Here is a 26,467-nt window from a genome sequence, read left to right as displayed (position 1 = left end):
AGTTCATCCGCGCTCCGCGGAGGATCGCGCGCAGGCAGGACACAGCCGATCGACCAACCCCTGCCGAGCGAGTGCGAGATCTAGGGTGAGCAGATGGCCTCTCTTTCCGATCCCGAAGTGCGCGAGTTTCTCACCCATGGCACCCGCACCGGCAAGGTGGCGTTCGTGGCAGCCGACGGCAGGCCGATGGTGACGCCGGTGTGGTTCATCGTCGACGGCGACGAGCTGGTCTTCAACACCGGCAAGTCCACTGCGAAGGGCAAGGCGTTCGCCAGAGACGGGCGCGTCTCGGTGTGCGTCGACCTGGAGGAGCCGCCCTACGCGTCGGTCCAGCTGCGGGGCTCGGTGACACTCTCGGAGGACCCGGACGAGCTGCTGCGCACCGCTACGGAGATCGCCGGCCGCTACATGGGCGCCGACCGCGCCGAGGAATTCGGCAAGCGCAACGGTGTACCCGGCGAACTCGTCGTCCGCCTCCGCCCGGACAAGGTGATCGCCCACTTCGACGCCACCGCCTGAGCACCCCGGCGCTCGGTCGCCGAACGAGTGATGTCCGGCGGTCAATACACTCGCGCGCATGACCGTGCACTTCATCGGGGCCGGGCCGGGTGCGGCCGATTTGTTGACGGTGCGGGCGGTCGAGTTGCTGCGCGCGTCGCCGGTGTGTCTGTACGCGGGGACCTATCTGGATCCCGACGTGCTGGCGTACTGCGCACCGGACGCCGAGCTGATCGATACGCAGCACTTGGATCTCGACCAGATCACCGAGCGTTTGGTGCGCGCCACCTCCGCGGGGAAGGACGTGGCCCGCCTGTGCTCGGGCGACCCGTCGTTGTATTCGGCGCTGACCGAGCAGACCCGCAGGCTGGACGCGCACGGGGTGCCGTGGGACGTCACACCGGGCGTGCCCGCCTATGCCGCCGCGGCGGCGGTGCTCGGCGCGGAGCTGACCGTGCCGGAGCTGGTGCAGTCGGTCGTGCTGACCCGCACGCAGGCCCGCTCCACCGCGATGCCCGAGTCCGAAGCGCTGGCGAACTTCGCCGCCACCGGGGCCACGCTCGCGCTGCACCTGGCGATCACCCGCGTCCGCGCCTTGGCCGCCGAACTGTCCGCCGACTACGGGCCGGATTGCCCGGTGGCCGTCGTCTACCGCGCCAGCCAGCCCGAGCAACTGGTGCTGCGCGGCACCCTGAACGACATCGCCGACCAGGTCGAGGCAGCCGGGCTGCGGCAGGCGGCGGTGATCCTGGTGGGCCGCGCGCTCACGCCCGCGCTGTCGTGCGCGCAATCCCACCTCTACGACCCGGCGCGCGTGCGCGAATCGGCGGCCGCATCGCGCGAGTAGCCGCCGACTGCGGCCACCCGCCTGCCCCGGTCGGTTGGGCAGGACGGTCGTTGGGCAGCCTGCTCAGCGGGCAGCGCGGTCGCGGCAAGCTCGGCTCGGCGGGCGCGGTCCGCGCAACATGTAGTGTCGTGCCGAGCTGCGGTGATCTTGGTCCGCTCTGCTCTCATCCGGTGACGGCAGCTGCAATAGGCGCCCGCCTCCACCGGTCCGAAATTCCCGGAATGGTGCGCCGGTGACTCATGTGAGAACCACAACATCCTCATGGCAAACCTCTTAAGACGCGTCTGCCAGCGTTGATGTTCGTCGGCTATGACCGATGGTTGGTCGGCTGCCGGGGGCGACGGTAGATTGATCCGGTGATTCGCAAAGAAGGTCCCGGCGGAGCCGGTCGGTGGGTTCTGGGCACGGTCGAGCCCATGTAACAAGCCCGGCCTGTTGGACAGATAGTTCAAATGAACATTTTTTGCCTGATTTGATGTGAGAACTCAACCCGGAGACGCAGGCGCCACGCTCGAACAGGTGCGCGCCCCCTCTGGGTGTGGTCGGGGAGCGCTTGCGTGGTGTTCCGGAAGCGAGGTTACGGTTGGACCGGCTGGATTTCGGCGGAAACGGCGAAACTGGTGGCGAACGGGCACACGCTGGGTCTGGGGTAGCACCCGACCTGTCGGGTGCGTTCCCGTTGTCTCCCGCTCAGCTGGGCATCTGGTACGCGCAGCACGTCGACCCGCAGGTGCCGGTCACGATCGCGCAGTACGTCGACCTGCACGGCGAGCTGGATGTCGATGTGCTCGAGCAGGCCAGTATCGACGCCTCGCACGAGCTGGGTTCCGGGTTCCTGCGGATCGTCGAGCGTGATGGCGAGCCGCTGCAGTTCATCGACCGCTCGATCGCCGATTACGACAAGGTCGTCTACGTCGATCTGCGCGGCGAGGCCGATCCGGCCGCCGCCGCGATGGCGTGGATGCGCGCCGAGTACAGCCGTCCCTTCGACCTGCTGAACGACCGATTGATCAAGGTCGCGGCGCTGCAGCTGGCCGACGACCACTGGTACTGGTACTCCCGCGCCCACCACATCGCGCTCGACGGCTTCGGCGCGATGACCAACCTCAACCGCATCGCCGAGCTCTACACCGCCTACGTCAACGGCACCGAACCGGCTGTTTCCAAGGCGACCGACCTGCACACGCTGTACGAGCAGGAGATCGCCTACCGGGAGAGCTCCCGCTTCACCTCCGACAAGGAGTACTGGGCGCAGCGGGTCGAGGGCCTGGAGGAAGGCACCAGCCTGACCGGCCGTTCCGCGCCGCCCGCGGCGATCAACGGCATCGTGAGCGCCGCGCTGTCGGAGGAGCAGAACAGTCTGCTGGACGCGGCGGTCGCGCGGCACGATTCCTCGCCCGCCGGTCTGCTGCTGGCGGGTTTCGCCGCGTACCTGGCGCAGTGGAACGGCGTCGAGGACGTCATTCTGAGCCTGCCGGTGACCGCGCGCACCACCGCCGCGATGCGCCGCTCGGGCGGCGTGTCGTCGAACATCGTGCCGCTGCGGCTGCACGTCGGCCACGACACGACGGTGTCGGAGCTGCTCAAGCAAGTGGCGGTCGAGGTGTCCGGCGCGTTGCGGCACCAGCGGTACCGGCACGAGGACATCCGCCGCGACGCGGCGGGTGACGGTGTGGTGACCACGGAGTTCTTCGGGCCGTGGGTCAACATCATGCTGTTCCAGAACGAGATCGTGCTGGGCCCGATGGTCGGTCAGCTCAGCGTGCTGTCCACCGGCAGCATCGAGGATCTGGGCGTCAACTTCTACCAGTCGGTCGCTGGCACGCGGTCGCACATCGACTTCGAGACCAACCCCAACCTCTACACCGAGGACGAGGCGCGCCGCCATCACGGCCGCTTCCTGGAGTTCTTCGATCGCTTCCTCGCCGCCGGGGTGGACGAGGCGGTGTGGGGCCTTCCGGTCACCACCGCCGAGGAGCGCGAGCGGACGCTGCTGGAGTGGAACGACTCCGAGCAGGAGGTTCCGGAGACCACGCTCGCGGCGCTGCTGGACGCGCAGATGGCGCGGACCCCCGACAACATCGCGCTCGATTTCGAGGGCGCGACGCTCACCTACGCGGAGTTCGACGCGCGGGTCAACCGGCTGGCCCGTTTCCTGATCGCCGACGGTGTCGGCCCGGAGTCGCTGGTCGCGCTGGGGATGCGCCGCTCGCTGGAGCTGGTGATCGGCATGCACGCGGTGCTGAAGGCCGGTGGCGCGTACGTGCCGATCGATCCGGATCATCCGGCCGAGCGCACCGCCTACATCCTCGACAGCGCCGCGCCGGTGTGCGTGCTGACGCACTCGGCCGACGAGCTGGAGTTGCCGCAGGCGGTGCGGCGGGTGGAGATCGACACCCTGGACACCTCGGCGTACTCCGCCGATCCGGTGACCGACGCCGATCGCCTTGCGCCGCTGCGCCCGGACAACACCGCCTACGTCATCTACACCTCGGGTTCGACCGGCCGTCCCAAGGGCGTGGCGGTCACCCATCACGCGATCGTCAACCAGCAGCTGTGGATGCTCGACGAGTACCGGCTGACCGCGGCGGACGTGTATCTGCAGAAGACCGCGACCACGTTCGACGTGTCGCTGTGGGGCTACTTCCTGCCGCTGATGGTGGGCGCGAAGCTGGTCATCGCGTCGCCGGACGGGCACCGCGACCCGCTGTACGTGGCGGAGACGATCTCCCGGCACGGGGTCACCGTGACCGACTTCGTCCCGTCCATGCTGACGGTGTTCGTCGCGCACGCCACGCAGGCCCAATGTGCCACGCTGCGTGCGGTTTTCGTGATCGGTGAGGCGCTGCCGCCGGAGACCGCCGCGGGCTTCCGCGCGATCACCGACGCGGGGCTGCACAACCTGTACGGCCCGACCGAGGCCGCGGTCTCGGTGACCTACTGGGAGGCGACGGCCGCCGATACGGTGACCGTGCCGATCGGTATCCCGGAGTGGAATGTCCAGGTCTACGTGCTGGATTCGCGGCTGCGCCCGGCCGCGATCGGCGCGCCGGGTGAGCTGTACCTCGGCGGGCGTCAGCTGGCGCGCGGCTACCGCGGCCGGCCCGACCTGACCTCGGATCGCTTCGTCGCCAACCCGCTGTCGAGCACGGGCGAGCGGATGTACCGCACCGGTGACCTCGTGCGCTGGAACGAGTCGGGCACGCTGGAATACATCGGCCGCACCGACTTCCAGGTGAAGTTCCGCGGTCAGCGCATCGAGCTGGGCGAGATCGAGACCGATCTGCTCGCCCACCCCGCGGTCAGCCAGGCCGTGGTGCTGGTGGTGGACACCGCTACCGGTCAGCAGCTGGTGGCCTACGTCGTTCCCGCGCCCGGCCACACCGTCGAGCCGGTGGAGCTGACCAGGTTCGCCGCCGAGCAGCTGCCCAGCTACATGGTGCCCGCGTCGATCATGGTGCTGGACGCCTTCCCGCTCAACACCAGCGGCAAGCTGGACCGAAAGGCCCTGCCGGAGCCGGTGTTCAGCGCCGACGCAGGCGATTTCCGCGCGCCGCGCACCCAGGCCGAGCAGATCGTGGCGGGCATCTTCGCCGACGTGCTCAGCCAGGAGCGCGTCGGCATCGACGACAACTTCTTCGATCTGGGCGGCAACTCGCTGGTCGCCACCCAGGTGGTGGCGCGCATCGGCGCCGCGTTCGGCACCCAGATCGGGGTGCGCGCGCTGTTCGAGACCCCGACCGTCGCCGGAATCGCGGCGCGCGCGGAAAACGCCGCGCCCGTGGGTGAATCGCGTCCGCCGCTGGTGGCCCAGAAGCTGCCGGAGCGGGTTCCGCTGTCGCTTGCGCAGCAGCGCATGTGGTTCATCAACCAGTTCGACCCGACCGTGCCGACCTACAACCTGCCGTTCGTGGTGCGGTTGCGCGGCCAGGTGGACCTGGCGGCGTTGCAGTCGGCGCTGCTGGACGTGGTCGAGCGGCAGCAGTCGCTGCGCACGATCTTCCCCGAGTCCGGCGACGGCGGCTACCAGCAGGTGCTCCCGGTCGACCAGGTCGATCTCGGCATCGAGGTGCAGCCGATCGACGAGGCCGAATTGCACGGCGCGCTGGCCGAATTCGCCGCGCGCGGCTTCGACGTCTCCACCGAGCTGCCGATCCGGGTTCGGGTCTTCGCGGTCACCGGCGGGCGCGGCAACGGCGCGGGCGACTACGCGGTGGCGTTCGTCGTGCACCACATCGCGGCCGACGGCTTCTCCTTCGGACCGCTGGCGCGCGACGTGGCCGCCGCGTACCTGTCCCGCGCCGCGGGCGAGGCGCCGAGCTGGGCTCCGCTGCCGGTGCAGTACCAGGACTTCAGCGTCTGGCAGCGCGAGCTGCTCGGCGCGGAATCCGATCCCGCGTCCATGGCGGCGCGCGAGATCGCCTACTGGCGCAGGGCGCTGGCGGGCCTGCCGGATCAGCTCGACCTGCCCGCGGACCGCCCGCGTCCGCCGGTGCAGAGCTTCCACGGCAGCCGGGTGAGCTTCGACATCGACGCCGAATTGCACCGGCGGCTGGTCGCGCTGGCCCGCGCGCAGGGCGTCAGCCTGTTCATGGTCATGCACGCCTCGCTGGCCGTGCTGCTGGCCCGGTTGTCCGGCACCAGCGACATCGCGATCGGCACTCCGGTCGCCGGGCGCGGCGAGCAGGCGCTCGACGACCTGATCGGCATGTTCGTCAACACCCTCGTGCTGCGCTCGGAGGTGGACGGCAGCGAGTCGTTCGCCGAATTCCTCGGCCGCACCAGGGAAACCGACCTGGCCGCCTTCGCCTTCGCGGACGTGCCGTTCGAGCGCCTGGTCGAGGTGCTCAACCCGACCCGCTCGCAGGCGCGCCACCCGCTGTTCCAGGTGATGCTGTCGTTCCAGGAGATGTCGCACGCGACCCTGGAACTGCCCGGGCTCTCGGTGACCGCCGACGAGCTCGAGGTCGACATCGCGAAATTCGACCTACAGTGGACGGTCACCGAGGAACGCGGCGCGAACGGCGAGCCCGCGGGCATGGGCGCGGTCATCTCCTTCGCCACCGACCTGTTCGACGCTTCCACCGTCGCCGAATTCGGCCGCCGCTACCTGCGCGTGCTGGAAGCCGCCGTGGCCGCGCCGGAGACCACGGTGCGCGACATCGAGATCCTCGACGAGGCCGAGCGCGCCCGGGTGCTGACCGAGTGGAACCACACTCGACACGAGGTGCCCGCGGCCACCCTGCTAGAGCTGTTCGAGGAGCAGGTGCGGGGCAGGCCTGATGACCCCGCCGTGGTGTTCGACGGCGGCACGCGCGGCGCGGAGGAGTTCGGCGCACCGGTCGAGCTGACCTACGCCGAGTTCTCCGCGCGGGTGAATCGCTTGGCGCGCAAGCTGATCGACGCGGGCGTCGGCCCGGAGCAGCTGGTCGCGGTCGGCATCCGCCGGTCGGTGGACATGCTGGTGGCGATCTACGCCACGCTGACCGCGGGCGGCGGCTACGTGCCGATCGACCCCGATCACCCGGCCGAGCGCACCGAGTACGTGCTCGACAGCTCGTCGCCGGTGTGCGTGCTCACCACCACCGCGGACAACGTCACCGCCGCGGACATCCCGGTGCTGACGCTGGACACCCTGGATCTCGGCGAGTTCGACGAGGGGCCGGTCACCGACGCCGAGCGTCGCGCCCCGCTGCGGCCCGCGAACACCGCGTACGTGCTCTACACCTCCGGCTCCACCGGCCGCCCCAAGGGCGTCGCGGTCAGCCACGCGTCGGTGGTCAACCAGATCGCCTGGATCACCGCCGAATACCGCATCGGCCCGTCCGATGTGATCCTGCAGAAGACGCCGGTCACCTTCGACGTGTCGGTGTGGGAGCTGTTCGGCACCCTGGCCGTCGGCGCCCGCATGCTGATCGCCGCGCCGGACGGCCACCGCGATCCGATCTACCTGTCGGAGATCATCGGACGGCACCGGGTCACCATGACCTCGTTCGTGCCGTCCATGCTCTCGGTGTTCGCCGGCTCCGCGGACACCGCCGAATGCGCCTCGCTGCGTGCGGTTCTCGTCGCCGGTGAGGCGCTGCCGCCTGCGACGGTCACCGCGTTCCGGCAGTTCTCCACCGCCGCTGTGCACAACCTGTACGGTCCGACCGAGTTCACCGTGCACGCCACCGCCTGGCAGCTCAACGAGGTCGCGCCCACGTCGGTGCCGATCGGCCGCCCGGTGTGGAACGCGCAGACCTACGTGCTGGACGAGGGCCTCGCCCCGGTTCCGGTCGGCGTGCCCGGCGAGCTGTACCTCGGCGGCGTGCAGACCGCTCGCGGCTACCACGGTCGCCCCGACCTGTCCGCCGAGCGCTTCGTCGCCGACCCGTTCGGCCCGCCCGGTTCCCGCCTGTACCGCACCGGCGACCTGGTGCGCTGGGTGCGGCCGCGCGATCCCGAGGTGGGCAGCGCGGGCGTGCTGGAGTACATCGGCCGCACCGACTTCCAGGTGAAGTTCCGCGGTCAGCGCATCGAGCTCGGCGAGATCGAGACCGCCCTGCTCGACCACCCGGCCGTCACCCAGGCCGTGGTGCTGGTCATGGACACCGTCGCGGGCGACCAGCTGGTCGCCTACGTGGTGACCGGCGGCGGCCCGGTCGACCTGGACAGCATCAGGAACGCGCTGCACCGCACGCTGCCCGCGTACATGGTGCCGTCGGCGATCATGGTGCTCGAGGCGTTCCCGCTGAACGCCTCCGGCAAGCTGGACCGCAAGGCGCTGCCCGCCCCGGTGTTCGAAGTGCGCGAATTCCGCGCTCCGACAACGCCGATCGAGGAGATCGTCGCGCAGATCTTCGGCGAGGTGCTCGGCATCTCCCGCGTCGGCGTGGACGACGACTTCTTCGAGCTGGGCGGCAACTCGCTGATCGCCACCCAGGTGGCCTCCCGCCTCGGCATCGCGCTGGACACCAGGGTGCCGGTGCGCATGCTGTTCGAGGCGTCCACGGTCGAGGCGCTGGCCGCGCGGGTGGAGTCGCACGCCGGTGACGGCGCGCGCAAGGCGCTGGTGGCCAGGCAGCGTCCGGAGCAGGTGCCGTTGTCGCTGGCGCAGCAGCGCATGTGGTTCCTCAACCGGTTCGACACCTCCTCGGCGGTGAACAACATCCCGGTCGCGATCCGGCTGTCCGGTGATCTGGACATCGCCGCGTTGCAGGTCGCGGTCATCGACGTGATCGACCGGCACGAGTCGCTGCGGACGGTGTTCCCGGAGACCAAGACCGGCCCGGTGCAGGTGGTGCTGGACGCGGCGCAGATCGTGCCGGACCTGACCCCGGTGCCGGTGACCGAGCACAACCTGATCGACCACCTGGTCGAGCTGGCGTCGATGGCGTTCGACGTGACCAGCGAAGTGCCGCTGCACGCCAGGCTGTTCGAGATCAGCGAGACCGAGTACGTGCTCGGCATGGTGGTGCACCACATCTCGGCCGACGGCTGGTCGATGGGCCCGCTGGCGCGCGACGTCATGGTGGCCTACGCCGCGCGCACGTCGTGGGAGGCGCCCGCGTGGTCGGCGCTGCCGGTGCAGTACGCCGACTACGCGCTGTGGCAGCGCGAGGTGCTCGGCTCCGAGGACGACCCGAGTTCGCTGATCGCCAACCAGATCCGTTACTGGACGCGCGAACTGGCCGATCTGCCCGACGAATTGACGCTGCCGTCGGACCGGCCGCGCCCCGCCGTCGCGTCCTACCGCGGCGGCACCTACCCGTTCGTGATCTCCGGCGAGACCCAGCGCGCCCTGATCGAGCTGGGCCGCAGGCACAACGCGTCGCTGTTCATGGTGCTGCACAGCGCGCTGGCGGTACTGCTCGCCCGCGCCAGCGGCACCAGCGATATCGCCATCGGCACCCCGGTCGCCGGTCGCGGTGAGGCCGCGCTGGACGACCTGATCGGCATGTTCGTCAACACCCTGGTGCTGCGCACCGAGGTGGACGGCGCGATGAGCTTCGCCGACCTGCTCGCCCGCGCCCGCGAGACCGACCTGCACGCGTTCGCGCACGCGGACGTGCCGTTCGAGCGGCTGGTCGAGGTGCTCAACCCGGCGCGCTCGCAGGCGCGCCACCCGCTGTTCCAAGTCATGCTGACCTTCCAGAACACCCGGCAGGCCAGCCTGGAACTGCCCGGTCTCTCGGTCAACGGCATCGACTACGACGCCCGGCTGGCCAAGTTCGACCTGCAGCTGACCCTGTCGGAGACGCAGGACGACCACGGCGACTCGGCGGGCATGTCGGCCGAGTTCTCCTACGCGCTGGACCTTTTCGACGAGCCGACCGTCGCCGCGTTCGCCCGGCGCCTCGACCGCATCCTCGCGGCCGTGACCGTCGACCCGGACGTCCCGATCGGCGACATCGACCTGCTCGCGTCCGAGGAACGCGCGCGGGTGTTGATCGACTGGAACGACACCGGGCACCCGGTGGACCAGGTCGCGACGCTGGTGTCGCTGTTCGACGCGCAGGCGGCGGCGACGCCGGACGCGATCGCGCTGGACTTCGAAGGCGAGCGGCTGACCTACCGCCAGTTCCAGGAACGGGCCAACCGCATCGCCCGCCAGCTGATCGGCGCGGGCGTGGGCCCGGAATCGCTGGTGGCGCTGGCGCTGCGGCGTTCCACCGAGTTGGTCGTCGCGATGTACGCGGTGGTGCAGACCGGCGCGGCCTACGTGCCGCTGGACCCGGATCAGCCCGCCGACCGGGTCAACTACATCATCGAGACCGCGCGGCCGCGGATGATCCTGTACCGCTCGGCGGACGGATTCGGCCTCGACCCGCAGCCCGCGGTGACCGCGCTGTCGATCGAGGGCATCGAGGGCGTGCCCGGTTTCGCGGAGACCAGCGGCGCGCCGATCACCGACGCGGAGCGCACGCGCCCGCTGCGGCCGGAGAACACCGCGTACGTGATCTTCACCTCCGGCTCGACCGGACGCCCGAAGGGTGTGGCGGTCAGCCACGCCGCGATCGTGAACCGGCTGCTGTGGATGCAGCACGAGTACCCGATCGGTCGCGACGACGCGGTGTTGCAGAAGACGCCCGCGACGTTCGACGTGTCGGTGTGGGAGTTCTTCTGGCCGTTGCAGACCGGCGCCAGGCTGGTCGTCGCGCGTCCGGACGGGCACCGCGATCCGGTGTACCTGTCCCAGATCATCGCCGAGAAGCAGATCACCACGGCGCATTTCGTGCCGTCCATGCTCTCGGTCTTCGTCTCCACGCTGGGCAACGAGAACGGCGACGGGCTGCCCGCGCCGCGGCTGCGGCAGGTCTTCGCCTCCGGTGAGGCGCTGCCCGCGCAGACGGCGCAGCGTCTGCGCGAGCTGACCGGCGCACGGCTGCACAACTTGTACGGCCCGACCGAGGCCGCGGTCGACGTGACCTATCACGAGGCGACCGAGGCCGATGTGGTCTCGGTGCCGATCGGACGCCCGGTGTGGAACACCCGCGTGTTCGTGCTCGACAGCCGTCTGCACCCAGTCGCGCCGGGTGTCGCGGGTGAGCTGTATCTGGCGGGCGAACAGCTGGCGCTCGGCTACCTGGGCCGCTCGGACCTGACCGCCGACCGGTTCGTGGCCAACCCGTACGGCGCGCCGGGCGACCGGATGTACCGCACCGGTGACCTGGTGGCCTGGACGCCGGACGGCGAGCTGGACTACTTGGGCCGCACCGACTTCCAGGTGAAGCTGCGCGGTCTGCGTATCGAGCTGGGCGAGATCGAGGCCGCGCTGCTGGCGCAGCCGGGAATCGCGCAGGCGGTGGTCGTGCTGCGCTCCGACGCGCACGCGGGCGATCAGCTCGTGGGCTACCTGGTCTGCGAACCGTATGTGGCGGTGGACATCGACGAGGTGAAGACCGCGCTGGCCGCGGCGCTGCCCGGCTACATGGTCCCGGCCGCGCTGGTCGTGCTGGACGCCTTCCCGGTGAACGCCTCCGGCAAGCTGGACCGCAGGGCGCTGCCTGCTCCGGTGTTCGAGGCCAGGGTGTTCCGCGCTGCATCGACCCCGATCGAGGAGATCGTCGCGGAGATCTTCGCCGACCTGCTCGGCGTGCCGCGCGTCGGCGTGGACGACGACTTCTTCGAGCTCGGCGGCAACTCGCTGGTGGCCACCCAGGTGGTCGCCAGGGTCAGCGCGGCGCTGAACACCGAGGTCGGCGTGCGCGTGCTGTTCGAGGCCCCGACCGTGGGCGCGCTCGCCGCGCGGATCGAGTCGCACGCGGGAAGCGGTGCGCACCAAGCGCTCACGGCACAGGTGCGTCCCGAGCACCCGCCGCTGTCGCTGGCGCAGCAGCGGATGTGGTTCCTCAACCGCTTCGACGCCGATTCCGCCGCGAACAACATCCCGGCCGCGGTGCGGCTGGAAGGCGCGCTGGATCTGGACGCGCTGCGCGGCGCGATCGCCGACGTGGTCGGGCGCCACGAATCGCTGCGCACCATCTACCCGTCCCGCGACGGCGTGGCCTACCAGCGGGTGCTCAACGCCACGAGGGCCATCCCCGAGCTGGACGTGGTCGAGGTGGCCGAGGGGCAGCTGCTGGGTGTGCTCTACGAGTTCGTCGAGCGCGGCTTCGACGTGACCACCCAGCCGCCGGTGCGCCTGCGCGCCTACCGGCTCGCCCCGGACGACTACGTGCTGGTCGTGGTGGTGCACCACATCGCCGCCGATGGCTTCTCCATGCGTCCGCTGGTGCGCGACCTGATGACCGCCTACGTGGCGCGCACCTCCGCGGCCGAGCCAGGCTGGCCGCCCCTGGCGGTCCAGTACGTCGACTTCGCGCTGTGGCAGCGCGACACGCTCGGCTCCGAGGACGATCCGACCTCGCTGATCTCCGAGCAGCTCGACTACTGGCGCGAGACGCTGGCCGGGCTGCCGGACGAACTGCGCCTCGCCGGTCGCCCGCGGCCCGCGGTCGCCTCCTACGGTGCGGGCACCTACCGGTTCCGTGTGCCGGGCGAGCTGATCGAGGACCTGAACCGGGTCGCGCAGACGCACGGCAGCACGTTGTTCATGGTGGTGCACGGCGCCTTCGCCGCCCTGCTGGCGCGGTTGAGCGGCTCCGAGGACATCGCCATCGGCATCCCGGTCGCCGGTCGTGGCGAGCAGGCGCTCGACGATCTGGTCGGCATGTTCGTCAACACTCTGGTGCTGCGCGCCGAAGTGGACACCGCCGAGCCGTTCGCCGATCTGCTCGCCCGGGTCCGCGAGCGCGACCTGCAGGCGTTCGCGCACGCGGACGTGCCGTTCGAGCGACTGGTCGAGGTGCTCAACCCGGCGCGCTCGCAGGCGCGTCACCCGCTGTTCCAGGTGATGCTGTCGTTCCAGAACCTCGGGCGCACCGCGCTGGAACTGCCCGGCCTCACCGTCTCCGAGCTGGGCATCGACCAGCCGACCGCGAAGTTCGACCTGCAGCTGACGCTCAGCGAGGTCCCCGGCGCCGAGACGGCGATGGACGCCGAACTCGTCTACGCCACCGACCTGTTCGACGGGGCGTTCGCCGGCACGTTCGCCGAGCGCTTCGTGCGCGTGCTGCACGGCATCGCCGCCGATCCGTCGGTCACCGTCGGCGACATCGACCTGCTCGACGACGCCGAGCGGGCCTTGGTGATCGAGCGGTGGAACGCCACCGAATTCCCGGTCGACGCCGCGCTCACCTCGCCGGTCGGCGACGCCGCCGCGACCCTGGTCTCGCTGTTCGAGGCGCAGGTCGCGCGCACTCCGGACAGTCCCGCGGTGACGTTCGAGGGGACGAGTCTGTCCTACGCCGAGTTCGCCCGCAGGGTGCACCGCCTGGCGCGCTGGCTCAAGGTCAACGGCGTCGGGCCGGAATCGTATGTGGCCCTCGGCATGCGCCGCTCGATCGACCTGGTGGTCGGCATGTACGCGGTGAACGCCGCGGGCGGCGCGTACGTGCCGCTGGATCCGGATCATCCGGCCGAGCGCATCGACTACATCCTCGAGACCGCGCGCCCGGTGTGCGTGCTGACCTCCGGTTCCGACCTGGAGACCACCGTCTCCCGGCAGGTGCGCATCGATCAGCTCGACCTGTCGGAGTTCCCCGACGGGCCGCTGACCGACGCCGACCGGCACAAGCCGCTGCGTCCGGCCAACACCGCGTACGTGATCTTCACGTCCGGTTCGACCGGCCGCCCGAAAGGTGTCGCTGTCTCGCACGCCGCGATCGTCAACCGTCTGGTGTGGATGCACGCCGAGTACGGCCTGGCGGCCTACGACGTGGTGTTGCAGAAGACGCCCGCGACGTTCGACGTGTCGGTGTGGGAGTTCTTCTGGCCGTTGCAGGTCGGCGCGCGCCTGGTGGTGGCCAAGCCGGACGGTCATCGCGATCCCGCGTACTTGGCGCGGCTGATCGTCGACGAGCAGGTCACCACGGTGCACTTCGTGCCGTCGATGCTGTCGGTGTTCGTCGCCGAGGAGCGCGCGGCCGAATGCACCAGCCTGCGAAACGTTTTCGCGTCCGGTGAGGCGCTGCCCGCGGTGACCGCGCAGAAGTTGCGCGAGCTGACCGGCGCGCGGCTGCACAACCTGTACGGTCCGACGGAAGCCGCGGTCGACGTCACCTTCCACGAGGTGACCGAGGCCGACACGGTGTCGGTGCCGATCGGCGCTCCGGTGTTCAACACCCAGGTCTACGTGCTGGATTCGCGGCTGCGGCCGGTTCCGGTCGGCGTGCCCGGTGAGCTGTACCTCGCGGGCGCGCAGCTGGCGCACGGTTACGTGGGCCGCCCCGATCTGACCACCGAGCGCTTCGTGGCCAATCCGTTCGGCGTCGCCGAGCGGATGTACCGCACCGGTGACCTGGTGGCCTGGACCGAAGACGGCGAGCTGGAGTACCTGGGCCGCACCGACTTCCAGGTGAAGGTGCGTGGTCTGCGCATCGAGCTGGGCGAGATCGAGTCGGCGCTGACGGCGCTGGAGTCGGTGGCGCAGGCTGTGGTCGTCGTCCGCGCCGATGAGCGGACCGGTGATCAGCTGGTCGCGTACCTGGTGACGGATCCGGACCGGGTGGTGGACGTCGAGTCGGTCAAGGCCGAACTCGGCGCGCGGCTGCCGGGGTACATGGTGCCCGCGGCCTACGTGGTGCTGGACGAGTTCCCGTTGAACGCTTCGGGCAAGCTCGATCGCAGGGCGCTGCCGGAGCCGGTGTTCGAGGCCAAGGTGTTCCGTGCGCCCGCCACGCCGGTGCAGGAGATCGTGGCCGAGACCTTCGCCGAGGTGCTCGGTGTGGAGCGGGTCGGCCTGGATGACGACTTCTTCGAGCTGGGCGGCAACTCGCTGGTCGCCACGCAGGTGGCGGCGCGGCTGGGTGAGGCGCTGGACACGCAGGTCCCGGTGCGCACGCTGTTCGAGGCGTCGACCGTGGTCGCGTTGGCCGCGAAGGTGGAATCGGCTGCCGGCGAGGGCGGCCGGACGCCGCTGGTGGCGCGGGAGCGGCCGGAGTTGGTGCCGCTGTCGCTGGCTCAGCAGCGGATGTGGTTCCTCAACCGGTTCGACAACCGCACCGCGGTCAACAACATCCCGGTGGCGCTGCGGCTGAGCGGCGCGCTGGATGTCGCCGCGCTGGGCGCGGCCATCGGTGACGTGCTCGCGCGGCACGAGGCGCTGCGCACGATCTACCCCGAGGTGGAGGGCACCGGTTACCAGCGCGTGCTGCCGGTCGGTGAGGTCGGCTTCGATCTGGTCGCCGAGCCCGTCGCCGCGGACGAGCTGCCCGCGCGGATCGTCGAGCTGGCGAGCGTCGGCTTCGACGTGACCGCCGAGATCGGGTTCCGGGCGAGTCTGCTGTCGCTGTCGGCGACCGAGCATGTCGCGGTGCTGGTGCTGCATCACATCAGCGCGGACGGTTTCTCGCTGCGGCCGTTGCTGCGTGACGTGGTGCTCGCCTACACCGAGCGCGCTCGCGGCGAGGTGCCGTCCTGGGCTCCGCTCGAGGTGCAGTACGCCGACTACGCGCTGTGGCAGCGCGAGGTGCTCGGCGCCGAGGACGACGCCGAGTCCGTCGCGGCCCGGCAGATCGCCTACTGGACCGAGCAGCTGCGTGACCTGCCCGATCAGATCGAGCTGCCCGCCGACCGGCCCCGGCCGGAGGTGGCCTCGAACGCCGGTGGCACGCACGACTTCTCGGTCGACGCGCAGGTGCACGAGGCGCTGGCCGAGCTGGCGCGCGCCCGCGGCGTGACGCTGTTCATGGTGGTGCACGCCGCGCTGGCGGTGTGGGCGGGCCGGTTGTCGGGCAGCACCGATGTCGCGATCGGCACGCCGATCGCGGGCCGCGGTGAACGCGCGCTCGACGACGTGGTCGGCATGTTCGTCAACACGCTCGTGCTGCGCAGCCAGGTGGAACCGGGCGCGGCCTTCGACGAGCTGCTCGAGCAGGTACGCCGCACCGATCTGGCCGCGTTCGCCAACGCCGACGTGCCGTTCGAGCGGCTGGTGGACGTACTCAGCCCGGCGCGTTCGCAGGCGCATCACCCGCTGTTCCAGGTCGCGCTGACCTTCGAGGCGGCCTCCGCGGCCGCTCTCGGCGCGGTCGCGCTGCCCGGCGGCCTCGAGGTCGCCGCGGTCGAGTTCGACCCGGGCACCGCGAAATTCGACGTGCAGCTCACCGTGGGCGAGGCCGCCGACGGCGGGTTGACGCTGTCGTGGAACTACGCCACCGAGTTGTTCGATCCGGAGACGGTGGCCGCGTTCGCTGATCGTTTCGTGCGCATCCTGCGCGGTGTCGCCGAGGATCCGCAGGTCGCCATCGGCGACATCGATCTGCTCGGCGAGGGCGAGCGGCTGGACGTCTCGCAGCGCTGGGTGTCGTCGGGCTCCGAGAGCGTCGCGGGCCTGTTCGCCGATCCGGACATCACCCTGGTCGGGCTGTTCGACGCGGCCGTGGCCGCGCATCCGCACCGCGTCGCGGCCCGCTTCGGCGTGGAGACGCTGACCTACGCCGAGCTGGACCGGCGCGCGAATGTGCTGGCGCGCAGGCTGATCAGCGACGGCGCCGGGCCGGAGACACTGGTCGCGGTGATCCTGCCGCGGTCGCTGGACCTGGTGGTCGCGCTGCTGGCCGTGGTGAAGACCGGCGCGGGTTACGTGCCGGTGGACCCGACCTACCCGGCCGAGCGCATCGCCTACGTGCTCGCCGATTCCCGGCCGACCAGCGTGGTGCTCGACTCCACGGTGCAGGTCGAGGTGCCCGCCGGACTGCCGTCGGTCGTGCTCGACGGATTCGCGGTGGAGACCGGCAACGTCGAGGACGCCGACGACGCCCCGATCACCAACGCCGACCGCAACTCCGCGCTCACGCCGGACAACATCGCGTACGTGATCTACACCTCCGGCTCGACCGGCCGCCCCAAGGGCGTCGCGGTCGCGCACCGCAACGTGGTGCGGCTGTTCGCGAACACCGACCGGGACTTCGGTTTCGGCCCCGAGGACGTGTGGACGCTGTTCCACAGCTACGCCTTCGACTTCTCGGTGTGGGAGCTGTGGGGTCCGCTGCTGTTCGGCGGCACCCTCGTGGTGGTCGACTACTACACCTCGCGCTCGCCGGAGCAGTTCCTGGAACTGCTGCGCGCCGAGCGGGTCACGGTGCTCAACCAGACCCCGTCGGCGTTCTACCAGCTGGCCGAGGCCGACCGGAACGCCGCGCCCGACGCCGCGCCGCTGGCGCTGCGGTATGTGGTGTTCGGCGGTGAGGCGCTGGAGCTGCGCAGGCTGTCGGACTGGGTGGCGCGCCACGGCGACGGCACCGGCGCCTCCGCCGGGCCGCTGCTGGTCAACATGTACGGCATCACCGAGACCACGGTGCACGTGTCCTACCGCGCGCTGGACGCCGCGACCATCGCCGCCGCCTCCGGCAGCGTGGTCGGCCGCGCCATCGCCGGTCTGCGGGTGTACGTCCTCGACAGCAGGCTGCGCCCGGTGCCGGTCGGCGTCGCGGGTGAGATGTACGTGGCGGGCCCGCAATTGGCCCGCGGCTACCTCGGACGCCCGGATCTGTCGGCGACCCGTTTCGTCGCCGACCCGATGGGCGACGCGCCGGGCGGACGGCTGTATCGCTCCGGCGACCTGGCCCGCTGGAACCGCTTCGGCGAGCTCGAGTACCTGGGCCGCGCCGACGACCAGGTGAAGGTGCGCGGTTTCCGCATCGAGCTCGGCGAGATCGAGTCCGCGATCCTGGCCCAGCCCGGTATCGCCCAGGCGGCGGTCATCGTGCGCGAGGACCAGCCCGGCGATCAGCGGATCGTCGCCTACGTGGTGTCCGAGCCGGATGCCGAGCCCGCGCTGGACGCGGTGCGCGACGGCGCGGCCGCGCAGCTGCCCGCCTACATGGTGCCCTCGGCCGTGGTGCGGCTGGAATGGATCCCGCTGACCGTCAACGGGAAGCTGGACCGCCGCGCGCTGCCCGCCCCGACGGCGACCTCGCGCGCCTTCCGCGCGCCGGTCACCCCCGTACAGGAGACCGTGGCGGCGGTGTTCGCCGACGTGCTCGGCCTGGAGCGGGTCGGCGTGGACGACGACTTCTTCGACCTGGGCGGCAACTCGCTGATCGCGACCAGGGTGGTCGCGCGCATCGGCGCGGCGCTGGGCACGACCGTCGCGGTGCGCACCCTGTTCGAGGCATCGACGGTCGAAGCGCTCGCCGCGCGGGTGGAATCGCACGCCGACGGCGCGGCCCGCGCCCGGCTGGTCGCCCGCGAGCGGGCGGCAGGCGAACTGGTGCCGCTGTCGTTCGCGCAGCAGCGCATGTGGTTCCTGAACAAGTACGACACCTCCTCGGCGGCCTACAACCTGCCGATCGCCATCCGGCTCACCGGCGCGCTGGACGTCGAAGCGCTGCGGCTGGCCGTGGCCGACGTGGTGCGCAGGCACGAATCGCTGCGCACCCGCTACCCCGAGCACGGCGGCACCCCGGTTCAGGTGATCGTGCCCGCCGAGGACATCGCCCTGGATCTGCACCCCGTGGCGGTGGACCCGGCGCGGCTGATCGAGACGGTGACCGAGTTCGTCACCAACGGATTCGATGTGGCCGAAGAGGTTCCGTTGCGCACCCGGCTGTACGCGGCCGGCCCGGACGAGCACGTGCTCGTCGTGGTGGTGCACCACATCGCGGCCGACGGTTTCTCGATGGGGCCGTTGACCCGCGACGTGATGGCCGCCTACACCGCGCGGAGCACCGGTAGCGCTCCCGGCTGGGCCCCGCTGGCGGTGCAGTACGCCGACTTCGCGGTCTGGCAGCGGGAGATCCTCGGGTCCGAGGACGATCCCGACTCGCTGCTGGCGAAGCAGGTCGCCTACTGGCGGCGCGCGCTCGACGACATCCCCGACGAGCTGGCCCTGCCCACCGACCGGCCGCGTCCGGCGGTCGCCTCGCACCGCGGCGCGACGCTGCACCGCGAGCTGTCCGGTGACCTGGTCGCCGCGCTGGAGGAGGTCGCGCGGCAGCGCGGCGCGTCGCTGTTCATGGTCATGCACGGCGCGCTGGCGGTGCTGCTCGCGCGGTTGTCCGGCAGCGACGACGTCGCGGTCGGCACCCCGGTCGCGGGCCGCGGCGAGGCCGCGCTCGACGACCTGGTCGGCATGTTCGTCAACACGCTGGTGCTGCGCACGGGCATCGAGCCGGGCGAGTCGTTCGCCGGCCTGCTCGACCGGGTGCGCCGCACCGACCTGGACGCCTACGGCAACGCCGACGTGCCGTTCGAGCGACTGGTGGAACTGCTCGCGCCGGAGCGCTCGCAGGCCCGCAACCCGCTGTTCCAGGTGATGCTGGCGTTCCAGAACCTGGAGCGCACCACCCTGGAACTGCCCGGCCTCTCGGTGTCCGCGCTGGACCTGGAAGAGAACGTCGCGCGCTTCGACCTGCAGTTCACCCTCGCCGAGCGCGGTGAAACCGGTTCCGGCGCCATGGCTTTGGCGCTCACCTACGCGACCGAGCTGTTCGACGAGTCCACCGCGGCGGCCATCGTGGACCGCTGGGAGCGTGTGCTCGCGGCGGTGGCGGCCGATCCGTCGGTCACCGTCGGCGCGATCGACGTGCTCGACGCCGCCGAGCGCGCCGACCTGATCGCGCGCACCGGCGCGCCCGCCACGCCGGCGCGGACGCTGCCGGACCTGATCGCCGAGGCCGCCGCCATCGACCCCGAAGCGCCCGCCGTGGTGTTCCAGGGGAGAAGTGTCTCTTATGGCGAGCTGGACGCGCGGTCGAACCGCCTGGCCCGCTTGCTGATCGAACGCGGCATCGGCACCGAGGACCTGGTGGCGGTCGCCGTGCCGCGCTCGGACGAGTCGTACTTCGCCGAGTGGGCGGTGTCGAAGTCCGGTGGCGCCTTCGTGCCGATCGACCCGGCCTATCCGGCCGACCGCATCGCGCACATGGTCACCGACTCGGGCTCCCCGATCGGTCTGACCGTGGCCTCGGTGCGCGCCGAGCTGCCGGACTCGGTCGAGTGGCTGGTGCTCGACGAACTCGATCTCGACGGATTCGACGCCGCCGCGATCACCGACGCCGACCGGGTGCGCCCGGCGCGGCCCGAGCACCCCGCGTATGTCATCTACACCTCCGGTTCCACCGGCGTCCCCAAGGGCGTCGTGGTCACCCACGCCGGTCTTGCCAACTTCCGCGACGAGCAGAACGCCCGCTACGACGTCGACTCCGACACGCGCGCACTGCATTTCGCCTCGCCCAGCTTCGACGCATCGATTCTGGAATTCCTGCTGGCGATCGGCCGCGGCGGCGCCCTGGTGGTCTGCCCGCCGGGCGTGTACGGCGGCGAGGAGCTGTCCGAGCTGATCCGCGCCGAGCGGGTCACCCACGCCTTCATCACCCCGTCGGTGCTCGCGTCGCTGGATTCGGCCGCGCTGGCCGGTATGCGGGTGATCGTGGCAGGAGGCGAGGCAGTGCCCGCCGATCTGGTCGCCAAGTGGGGTGGCGCGCCGGACGGTTCGGGCCGCCGCTTCCACAACGGTTACGGCCCGACCGAGACCACGATCATGACCAACATCAGCGACGCGCTCGCGCCCGGCGACCGGGTCACCATCGGTGGCCCGACCCGCGGCATGCAGTCGCTGATCCTGGACGCCCAGCTCAGGCCTGTTCCGGTGGGTGTCGCAGGTGAGCTGTATCTGTCGGGCGTCCAGCTGGCGCGCGGTTACCACGCCCGCCCGGGCCTGTCGGCGGAGCGGTTCGTCGCCAACCCGTACGTGCCCGGCGCACGGATGTACCGCACCGGTGACGTGGTCCGGTGGACCCGCACCGGCGAGGTCGAATATGTGGGCCGCTCCGACTTCCAGGTGAAGGTCCGCGGTTTCCGCATCGAGCTCGGCGAGATCGACGCCGCGCTGGCCTCGCACGAGACCGTCGACTTCGCCGTCACCGTTGGGCACAAGAGCGCCGCGGGCGCGGTGTCGCTGGTGTCGTACGTCGTTGCCGCGCAAGGACAGTCGATCGACGTGGCGGCGTTGACCGCGCATGTCGAGGAGCGTCTGCCCGCCTACATGGTGCCCTCGTCGATCATGGTGATCGACCACGTGCCGCTCACCCCGGTGGGCAAGCTGGACCGCAAGGCGCTGCCCGAGCCGGTGTTCGCGACCGAGGTCGTGTTCCGCGCGGCGCGCACGCCGGTCGAGCAGACCATCGCGGAAGTGTTCGCCGAGGTGCTCGGAGTGGAGCGGGTCGGCGTGGACGACTCCTTCTTCGCGCTGGGCGGCGACAGCATCGTCTCCATCCAGCTGGTGTCGCGGGCCAAGGCGCGCGGTGTGGTGTTCACCCCGCGGCACGTCTTCGAGCAGCGCACGGTGGCGGGTCTGGCGTCGGTCGCGGAGACCGCCGAGGCGGCCGAGGCGTCGGCGACGACGCTGGCCGAGCCGCCGGGCGGCGGCATCGGCATCATGCCGTTGACGCCGGTGGTGCGGTTCATGGCCGAGCGGCGCGGCTCGTTCGGCCGGTTCAACCAGACGCTGGCGCTGGAACTGCCGGTCGGCATCGACCGATCAGGAATCGTTGCGACGGTGAGCGCTGTCATCGATCGCCACGACATGCTGCGCGCGAGCCTGCGCCGCGACGGCGACGACTGGGTGGTCGAGACCGCCGCGCCGGGCACGGTCGCGGTGGACGCGCTGATCGATCGCACGGAGTTCGACGCGAACGTCACCGATGCCGAACTGGTCGAGATCGCCGCGGCGGCACTGGACGAGTCGCTGGATCGGCTCGATCCGGCCGCGGGCGTGGTCGTCCGGTTCGTCTGGCTCGAGCCCGATTCCGCCGAGCGCGCCGGCCGATTGATCGTCGTCGCCCACCACCTCGTGGTGGACGGCGTCTCCTGGCGCATCCTGGTGCCGGACTTCGTCACCGCGTGGGGGCAGCGCACCGCCGGGCAGACGCCCGAGCTGGTCGCTCCGGCCACGTCGATGCGGGCTTGGGCGCACGCGCTGGAGCGCGAGGCCGCGAGCCCCGAGCGGGTGGCCGAGCTGGACTACTGGCGTTCGGTGGTCGGTACGGCAGATCCGCTGCTGACCGAGCGCGCGATGGATCCGGCCCTCGACACCTCGGGTGTTATCGCCAAGCATCAGGTCGAGGTGTCCGCCGACGTCACCAAGGCCCTGCTGACCACGGTTCCGGCGCTGTTCCACGGCGGTGTGAACGACGGTCTGCTCACCGCGCTGGCGCTGGCCACCGCGAAGTGGCGGGCGCGGCGGGTCGCCGCTCGCGGCGAGGACTCGTTGCTGATCCGCCTGGAGGGCCACGGCCGCGAGGAAGACGTGGTGCCGGGTGCGGATCTGTCGCGCACCGTCGGCTGGTTCACCGCGATCTACCCGGTCGCCTTCGACCTGTCCGGCATCGACGTCGACGCCGCGTTCACCGGCGGCCCCGCGCTGGGCGCGGCCGTGAAGGCGGTCAAGGAGCAGCTGCTCGCGGTGCCGGACAAGGGCATCGGCTACGGCCTGCTGCGCTACCTGAACCCCGAGACCGCGGCCGAGTTGCCGCGCGAGCTGCCCGGCCAGGTGAGCTTCAACTACCTCGGCCGGGTCTCCGAGGGTGACGTTCCGGAGTCGCTGCGCGGCTTCGGCTGGATCCCCGCGCCGGAACTCGGCGCGCTGGGCGGCGCCTACGACGCGGACATGCCCGCGATGGCGCCGCTGGACGTGAACGCGATCGTGGTGGGCGACAAGCTGACCGCGAACATCGGCTACCCGTCGACCCTGCTGTCGGCCGCCGAGGTGCGCGAGTTCGGCGAGCTGTGGACCGCGGCGCTGGAAGCGGTGGCGCGCCATGCCAATTCGGCGGGCGCGGGCGGGCACACCCCGTCGGACTTCGCGCTGGTGCGCAGCACGCAGTGGGACATCGACATGTGGGAGCGGCGCTTCCCGGCGCTGGCCGACGTGTGGCCGCTGTCGGCGCTGCAAGCCGGTCTGCTGTTCCACGCCCGCCTCGCGGCGACCTCGGTGGACGTGTACACCGCGCAGGCGGTGCTGACGCTCACCGGCCGGGTGGACGCCGCCCGATTGCGCTCGGCCGCACAGGCTCTGGTGGACCGCTACGAGAACCTGCGCACCGCGTTCGTCAGCGACCACGACGGCAACCCGGTGCAGATCGTGCTGGACAGCGTCCGCGTGACGTGGGCCGAGCACGACCGGATCGAATCCGGCGCGGCCGAGGATCTGATCGAGGCCGACCGCATGCGGCGGTTCGACCTGGCGGAGCCGCCGCTGATCCGCTTCACGCTGATCCAGGTCGCGGCCGATCGCTGGCAGTTCGTGGTGTCCAACCACCACATCCTGCTCGACGGCTGGTCCATGCCGCTGCTCATGCGGGATCTGCTGGTGCTCTACGCCGCCCACGCGGACGCCTCCGCGCTGCCCGCGGTGCGGTCCTACCGGCACTTCCTGGACTGGACCCGGCAGCAGGATCACGCGGCGTCGCTGGCCGCGTGGGCGCACGCGCTGCGCGGTGTCGGCGAGCCGACGCTGTTGGCGCGGCCGGACGCCGGTCGCGAGATCACCTCGCTGTCCGGCGAGTACTTCTTCGACCTGGACGAGGCGACCACCGCGCGGCTGACCGCGCTGGCCGGTTCGCTCGGCGTCACCCCGAACACCGTGTTGCAGACGGCGTGGGGCATCCTCGTCGGCCGCATGACCAGCCGCGACGACGTGCTGTTCGGCACCACCGTCTCCGGTCGTCCCGCGCAGCTGTCCGGTGTCGAGAACATGGTCGGCCTGTTCATCAACACCGTGCCGGTGCGGGTGCGCTTCGACTCCTCGGAGTCCGTGCGCGAGCTGCTGGTCCGCACCCAGGGCGAGCAGGCCGATCTGCTCGACCACCACTACGTGGGCCTGGCCGACATCCAGGCGGTCGCGGGCATCGGCGGACTGTTCGACACCCTGGTGGTGTTCGAGTCCTACCCCGTCGACGCCGCGGGCTTGCAGGCGCAGGCGGCGGACATCGACGGCATGGCCGTGGTCGGCCTGGACGCGGCCGACGCCACGCACTACCCGCTGACCCTGATCGCGCAGCTGGATTCGCGACTGCGGGTGCGCGCGGGTTACCTGCGCGACCTGTTCGACGAGCAGACGGTGCGCCGCATCGCCGACCGCCTGGTCCGGGTGCTCACCGCGATCGCCGCCGAGCCCGACGCGGTGGTCGGCGACATCGGGCTGCTGGATGCCGCCGAGCGCGAGCTGGTGGTGTCCGGCTGGAACGACACCGCGCATCCGGTGGATACCGGCGCGACTCTGGTGTCGATGTTCTACGACCAGGTCGAACGCACTCCCGACGCGACCGCGATCACGTTCGAGGGGACAAGTCTGGCCCACCCGTCGCCCGACCACCACCCCTCATCGAGTCGCGGTGCGACGCTGACATATCGCGAGTTCTCTTGGCGGGTGAACCAGCTGGCGCGCTGGTTGATCGCGCGCGGTGTGGGCGCGGAGTCGTATGTGGCACTGGGTATGCGGCGTTCGATCGATCTGGTGGTCGGTATGTACGCCGTGGCCGTGGCCGGTGGCTCGTATGTGCCGCTGGACCCGGATCACCCGGCCGAGCGCACGGAATACATCCTTGGCACGGCCGATCCGGTGTGTGTGCTGACCTCCGGTAGCGATCTGGACATCGATACCGCGCAGGTGCGTATCGATCTGCTGGACCTGAAGGGTCTGTCCGAGGCGCCGGTCACCGACGCGGATCGTCGTGCGCCGCTGCGTCCGTCGAATACGGCGTATGTGATCTTCACGTCGGGTTCGACGGGGCGTCCGAAGGGTGTGGCGGTTTCGCATTCGGCGATCGTCAACCGGCTCGTCTGGATGCAGACCGCCTACCAGCTGACCCCGGCTGATGTGGTGTTGCAGAAGACCCCGGCCACGTTCGACGTGTCGGTGTGGGAGTTCTTCTGGCCGTTGCAGATCGGCGCCCGCTTGGTCGTCGCGAAGCCCGACGGGCATCGCGACCCGGCCTACCTCGCCGAGATCATCAGCGCCGAGAAGGTGACCGTCACCCACTTCGTGCCGTCGATGCTGGCGGTATTCGTGGCCGACGCGGCTGCGGCACAGTGTGGTTCGCTGCGGCTGGTGTTCGCCTCGGGTGAGGCGTTGCCGCCCAAGCCCGCGCATCGCCTGCGCGAGCTGACCGGCGCGGCCTTGCACAACCTCTACGGCCCGACGGAAGCGGCGGTCGACGTCACCTTCCACGAGGTCGTGGATGCCGATACCGAGACGGTGCCGATCGGTGCGCCGGTGTTCAACACGCAGGTGTTCGTGCTGGACGCGCGGCTGCGGCCGGTGCCGGTGGGCGTCGCGGGTGAGCTCTACCTTGCGGGTGTCCAGCTCGCGCGGGGTTATGTGGCGCGCCCGGATCTGACTTCCGACCGGTTCGTCGCCAACCCCTACGGGGAGCCGGGCGCGCGGATGTACCGCACCGGTGACCTGGTGGCCTGGACCGAACACGGCGAGCTCGAATACTTGGGCCGCACCGACTTCCAGGTGAAGTTGCGCGGTCTGCGTATCGAGTTGGGTGAGATCGAGCAGGCGCTGACCGGCCTGGACGAAATCGCTCAAGCCGTCGTCGTGGTGCGCTCCGACCCGCACGCGGGCGACCAGCTCGTCGCCTACGTCATCCCCGCGCCGGACGCCGCGCTGGACACCGATCTGGTCCGCGAAGACCTGGGGCGGCAGCTGCCCGCGTACATGGTGCCGTCGATCGTGATGGTGCTCGAGGAGTTCCCGCTCAACGCCTCCGGCAAGCTGGATCGCAAGGCGCTGCCCGCGCCGGTGTTCGAAGCCGCCGTGTTCCGCGCCCCGACCACGCCGGTCGAGGAGATCGTCGCCGCCACCTTCGCCGACGTGCTCGGCCTCGAGCGGGTCGGCCTGGACGACGACTTCTTCGCCCTCGGCGGCAATTCGCTGTCGGCCACCCAGGTCGCGGCCCGGTTGTCGGCCGCGCTGGACACCGACCTCGGTGTGCGCGAGCTGTTCGAGGCCTCCACCGTGGTGGCTTTGGCGGCGCGCGCGGAGACCAAGGCGGGCGCGGGCGGCCGTGCGCCGCTGGCGCCGCAGCAGCGGCCGGAGCTGGTGCCGCTGTCGCTGGCCCAGCAGCGCATGTGGTTCCTCAACCGCTTCGATCCCGACTCGGCGGTCGACAACATCCCGGCCGCGGTGCGGCTGTCGGGCCTGCTGGACCGCCAAGCGCTACAGATCGCCGTCGCCGACGTGCTGGCCCGCCACGAGTCGCTGCGCACCTTCTACCCCGAGGTGGACGGCGCCGCGCATCAGCAGATCGTGGCCACGGCCAAGGTCATTCCGGACCTGACGCCGATCGACGTCACCGAAGCCGAACTGCCCGAACAGCTCGCGCGGCTGATCGGCACGGCCTTCGACGTCACCGCCGAGGTGCCCTTCCGCGCCCGGCTGTTCGAGATCAGCCCGACCGAGCACGTGCTCGCCCTGGTGGTGCACCACATCTCGGCCGACGGCTTCTCCATGGGCCCGCTGACCCGCGATGTGATGACCGCCTACGGCGCCCGCGTCGACGGCGGCGAGCCCGCCTGGCGTCCGCTCGAGGTCCAGTACGCGGACTTCGCGCTGTGGCAGCGCCA

The 26,467-nt window shown here is 70.8% G+C and carries 3 protein-coding genes (1 of these 3 running past the window's edge); all 3 read left to right on the top strand.

What is annotated here, in order from left to right:
• Positions 1-93: 93 nt before the first annotated feature.
• The gene (locus ON21_RS24570; protein ID WP_039801279.1) at positions 94-519 is read left to right on the top strand and encodes a PPOX class F420-dependent oxidoreductase; all 426 of its coding nucleotides are present in this window, start codon (positions 94-96) and stop codon (positions 517-519) included.
• A gap of 58 nt (positions 520-577) precedes the next feature.
• The gene (gene cobM, locus ON21_RS24565) at positions 578-1,345 is read left to right on the top strand and encodes a precorrin-4 C(11)-methyltransferase (protein WP_039801277.1); all 768 of its coding nucleotides are present in this window, start codon (positions 578-580) and stop codon (positions 1,343-1,345) included.
• Positions 1,346-1,928: 583 nt separating this feature from the next.
• Positions 1,929-26,467: the 5' portion of a non-ribosomal peptide synthase/polyketide synthase gene (locus ON21_RS24560; RefSeq protein ID WP_039801275.1), read on the top strand. Its footprint extends 19,126 nt past the window's final position; 24,539 of the gene's 43,665 nt are visible here — the first part of the coding sequence; it begins with the start codon at positions 1,929-1,931; the stop codon falls past the right edge of the window.

The organism is Nocardia araoensis NBRC 100135 (assembly GCF_000308435.1).
GTDB classification, from domain to species: domain Bacteria; phylum Actinomycetota; class Actinomycetes; order Mycobacteriales; family Mycobacteriaceae; genus Nocardia; species Nocardia araoensis.
This window is presented reverse-complemented; position numbering and strand designations above follow the sequence as displayed.

Excerpts from the sequence above, each read along its gene's own strand:
- ON21_RS24570 (WP_039801279.1), top strand. The coding sequence starts at position 94 with ATGGCCTCTCTTTCCGATCCCGAAGTGCGCGAGTTTCTCACCCATGGC.
- cobM (WP_039801277.1), top strand. The coding sequence starts at position 578 with ATGACCGTGCACTTCATCGGGGCCGGGCCGGGTGCGGCCGATTTGTTG.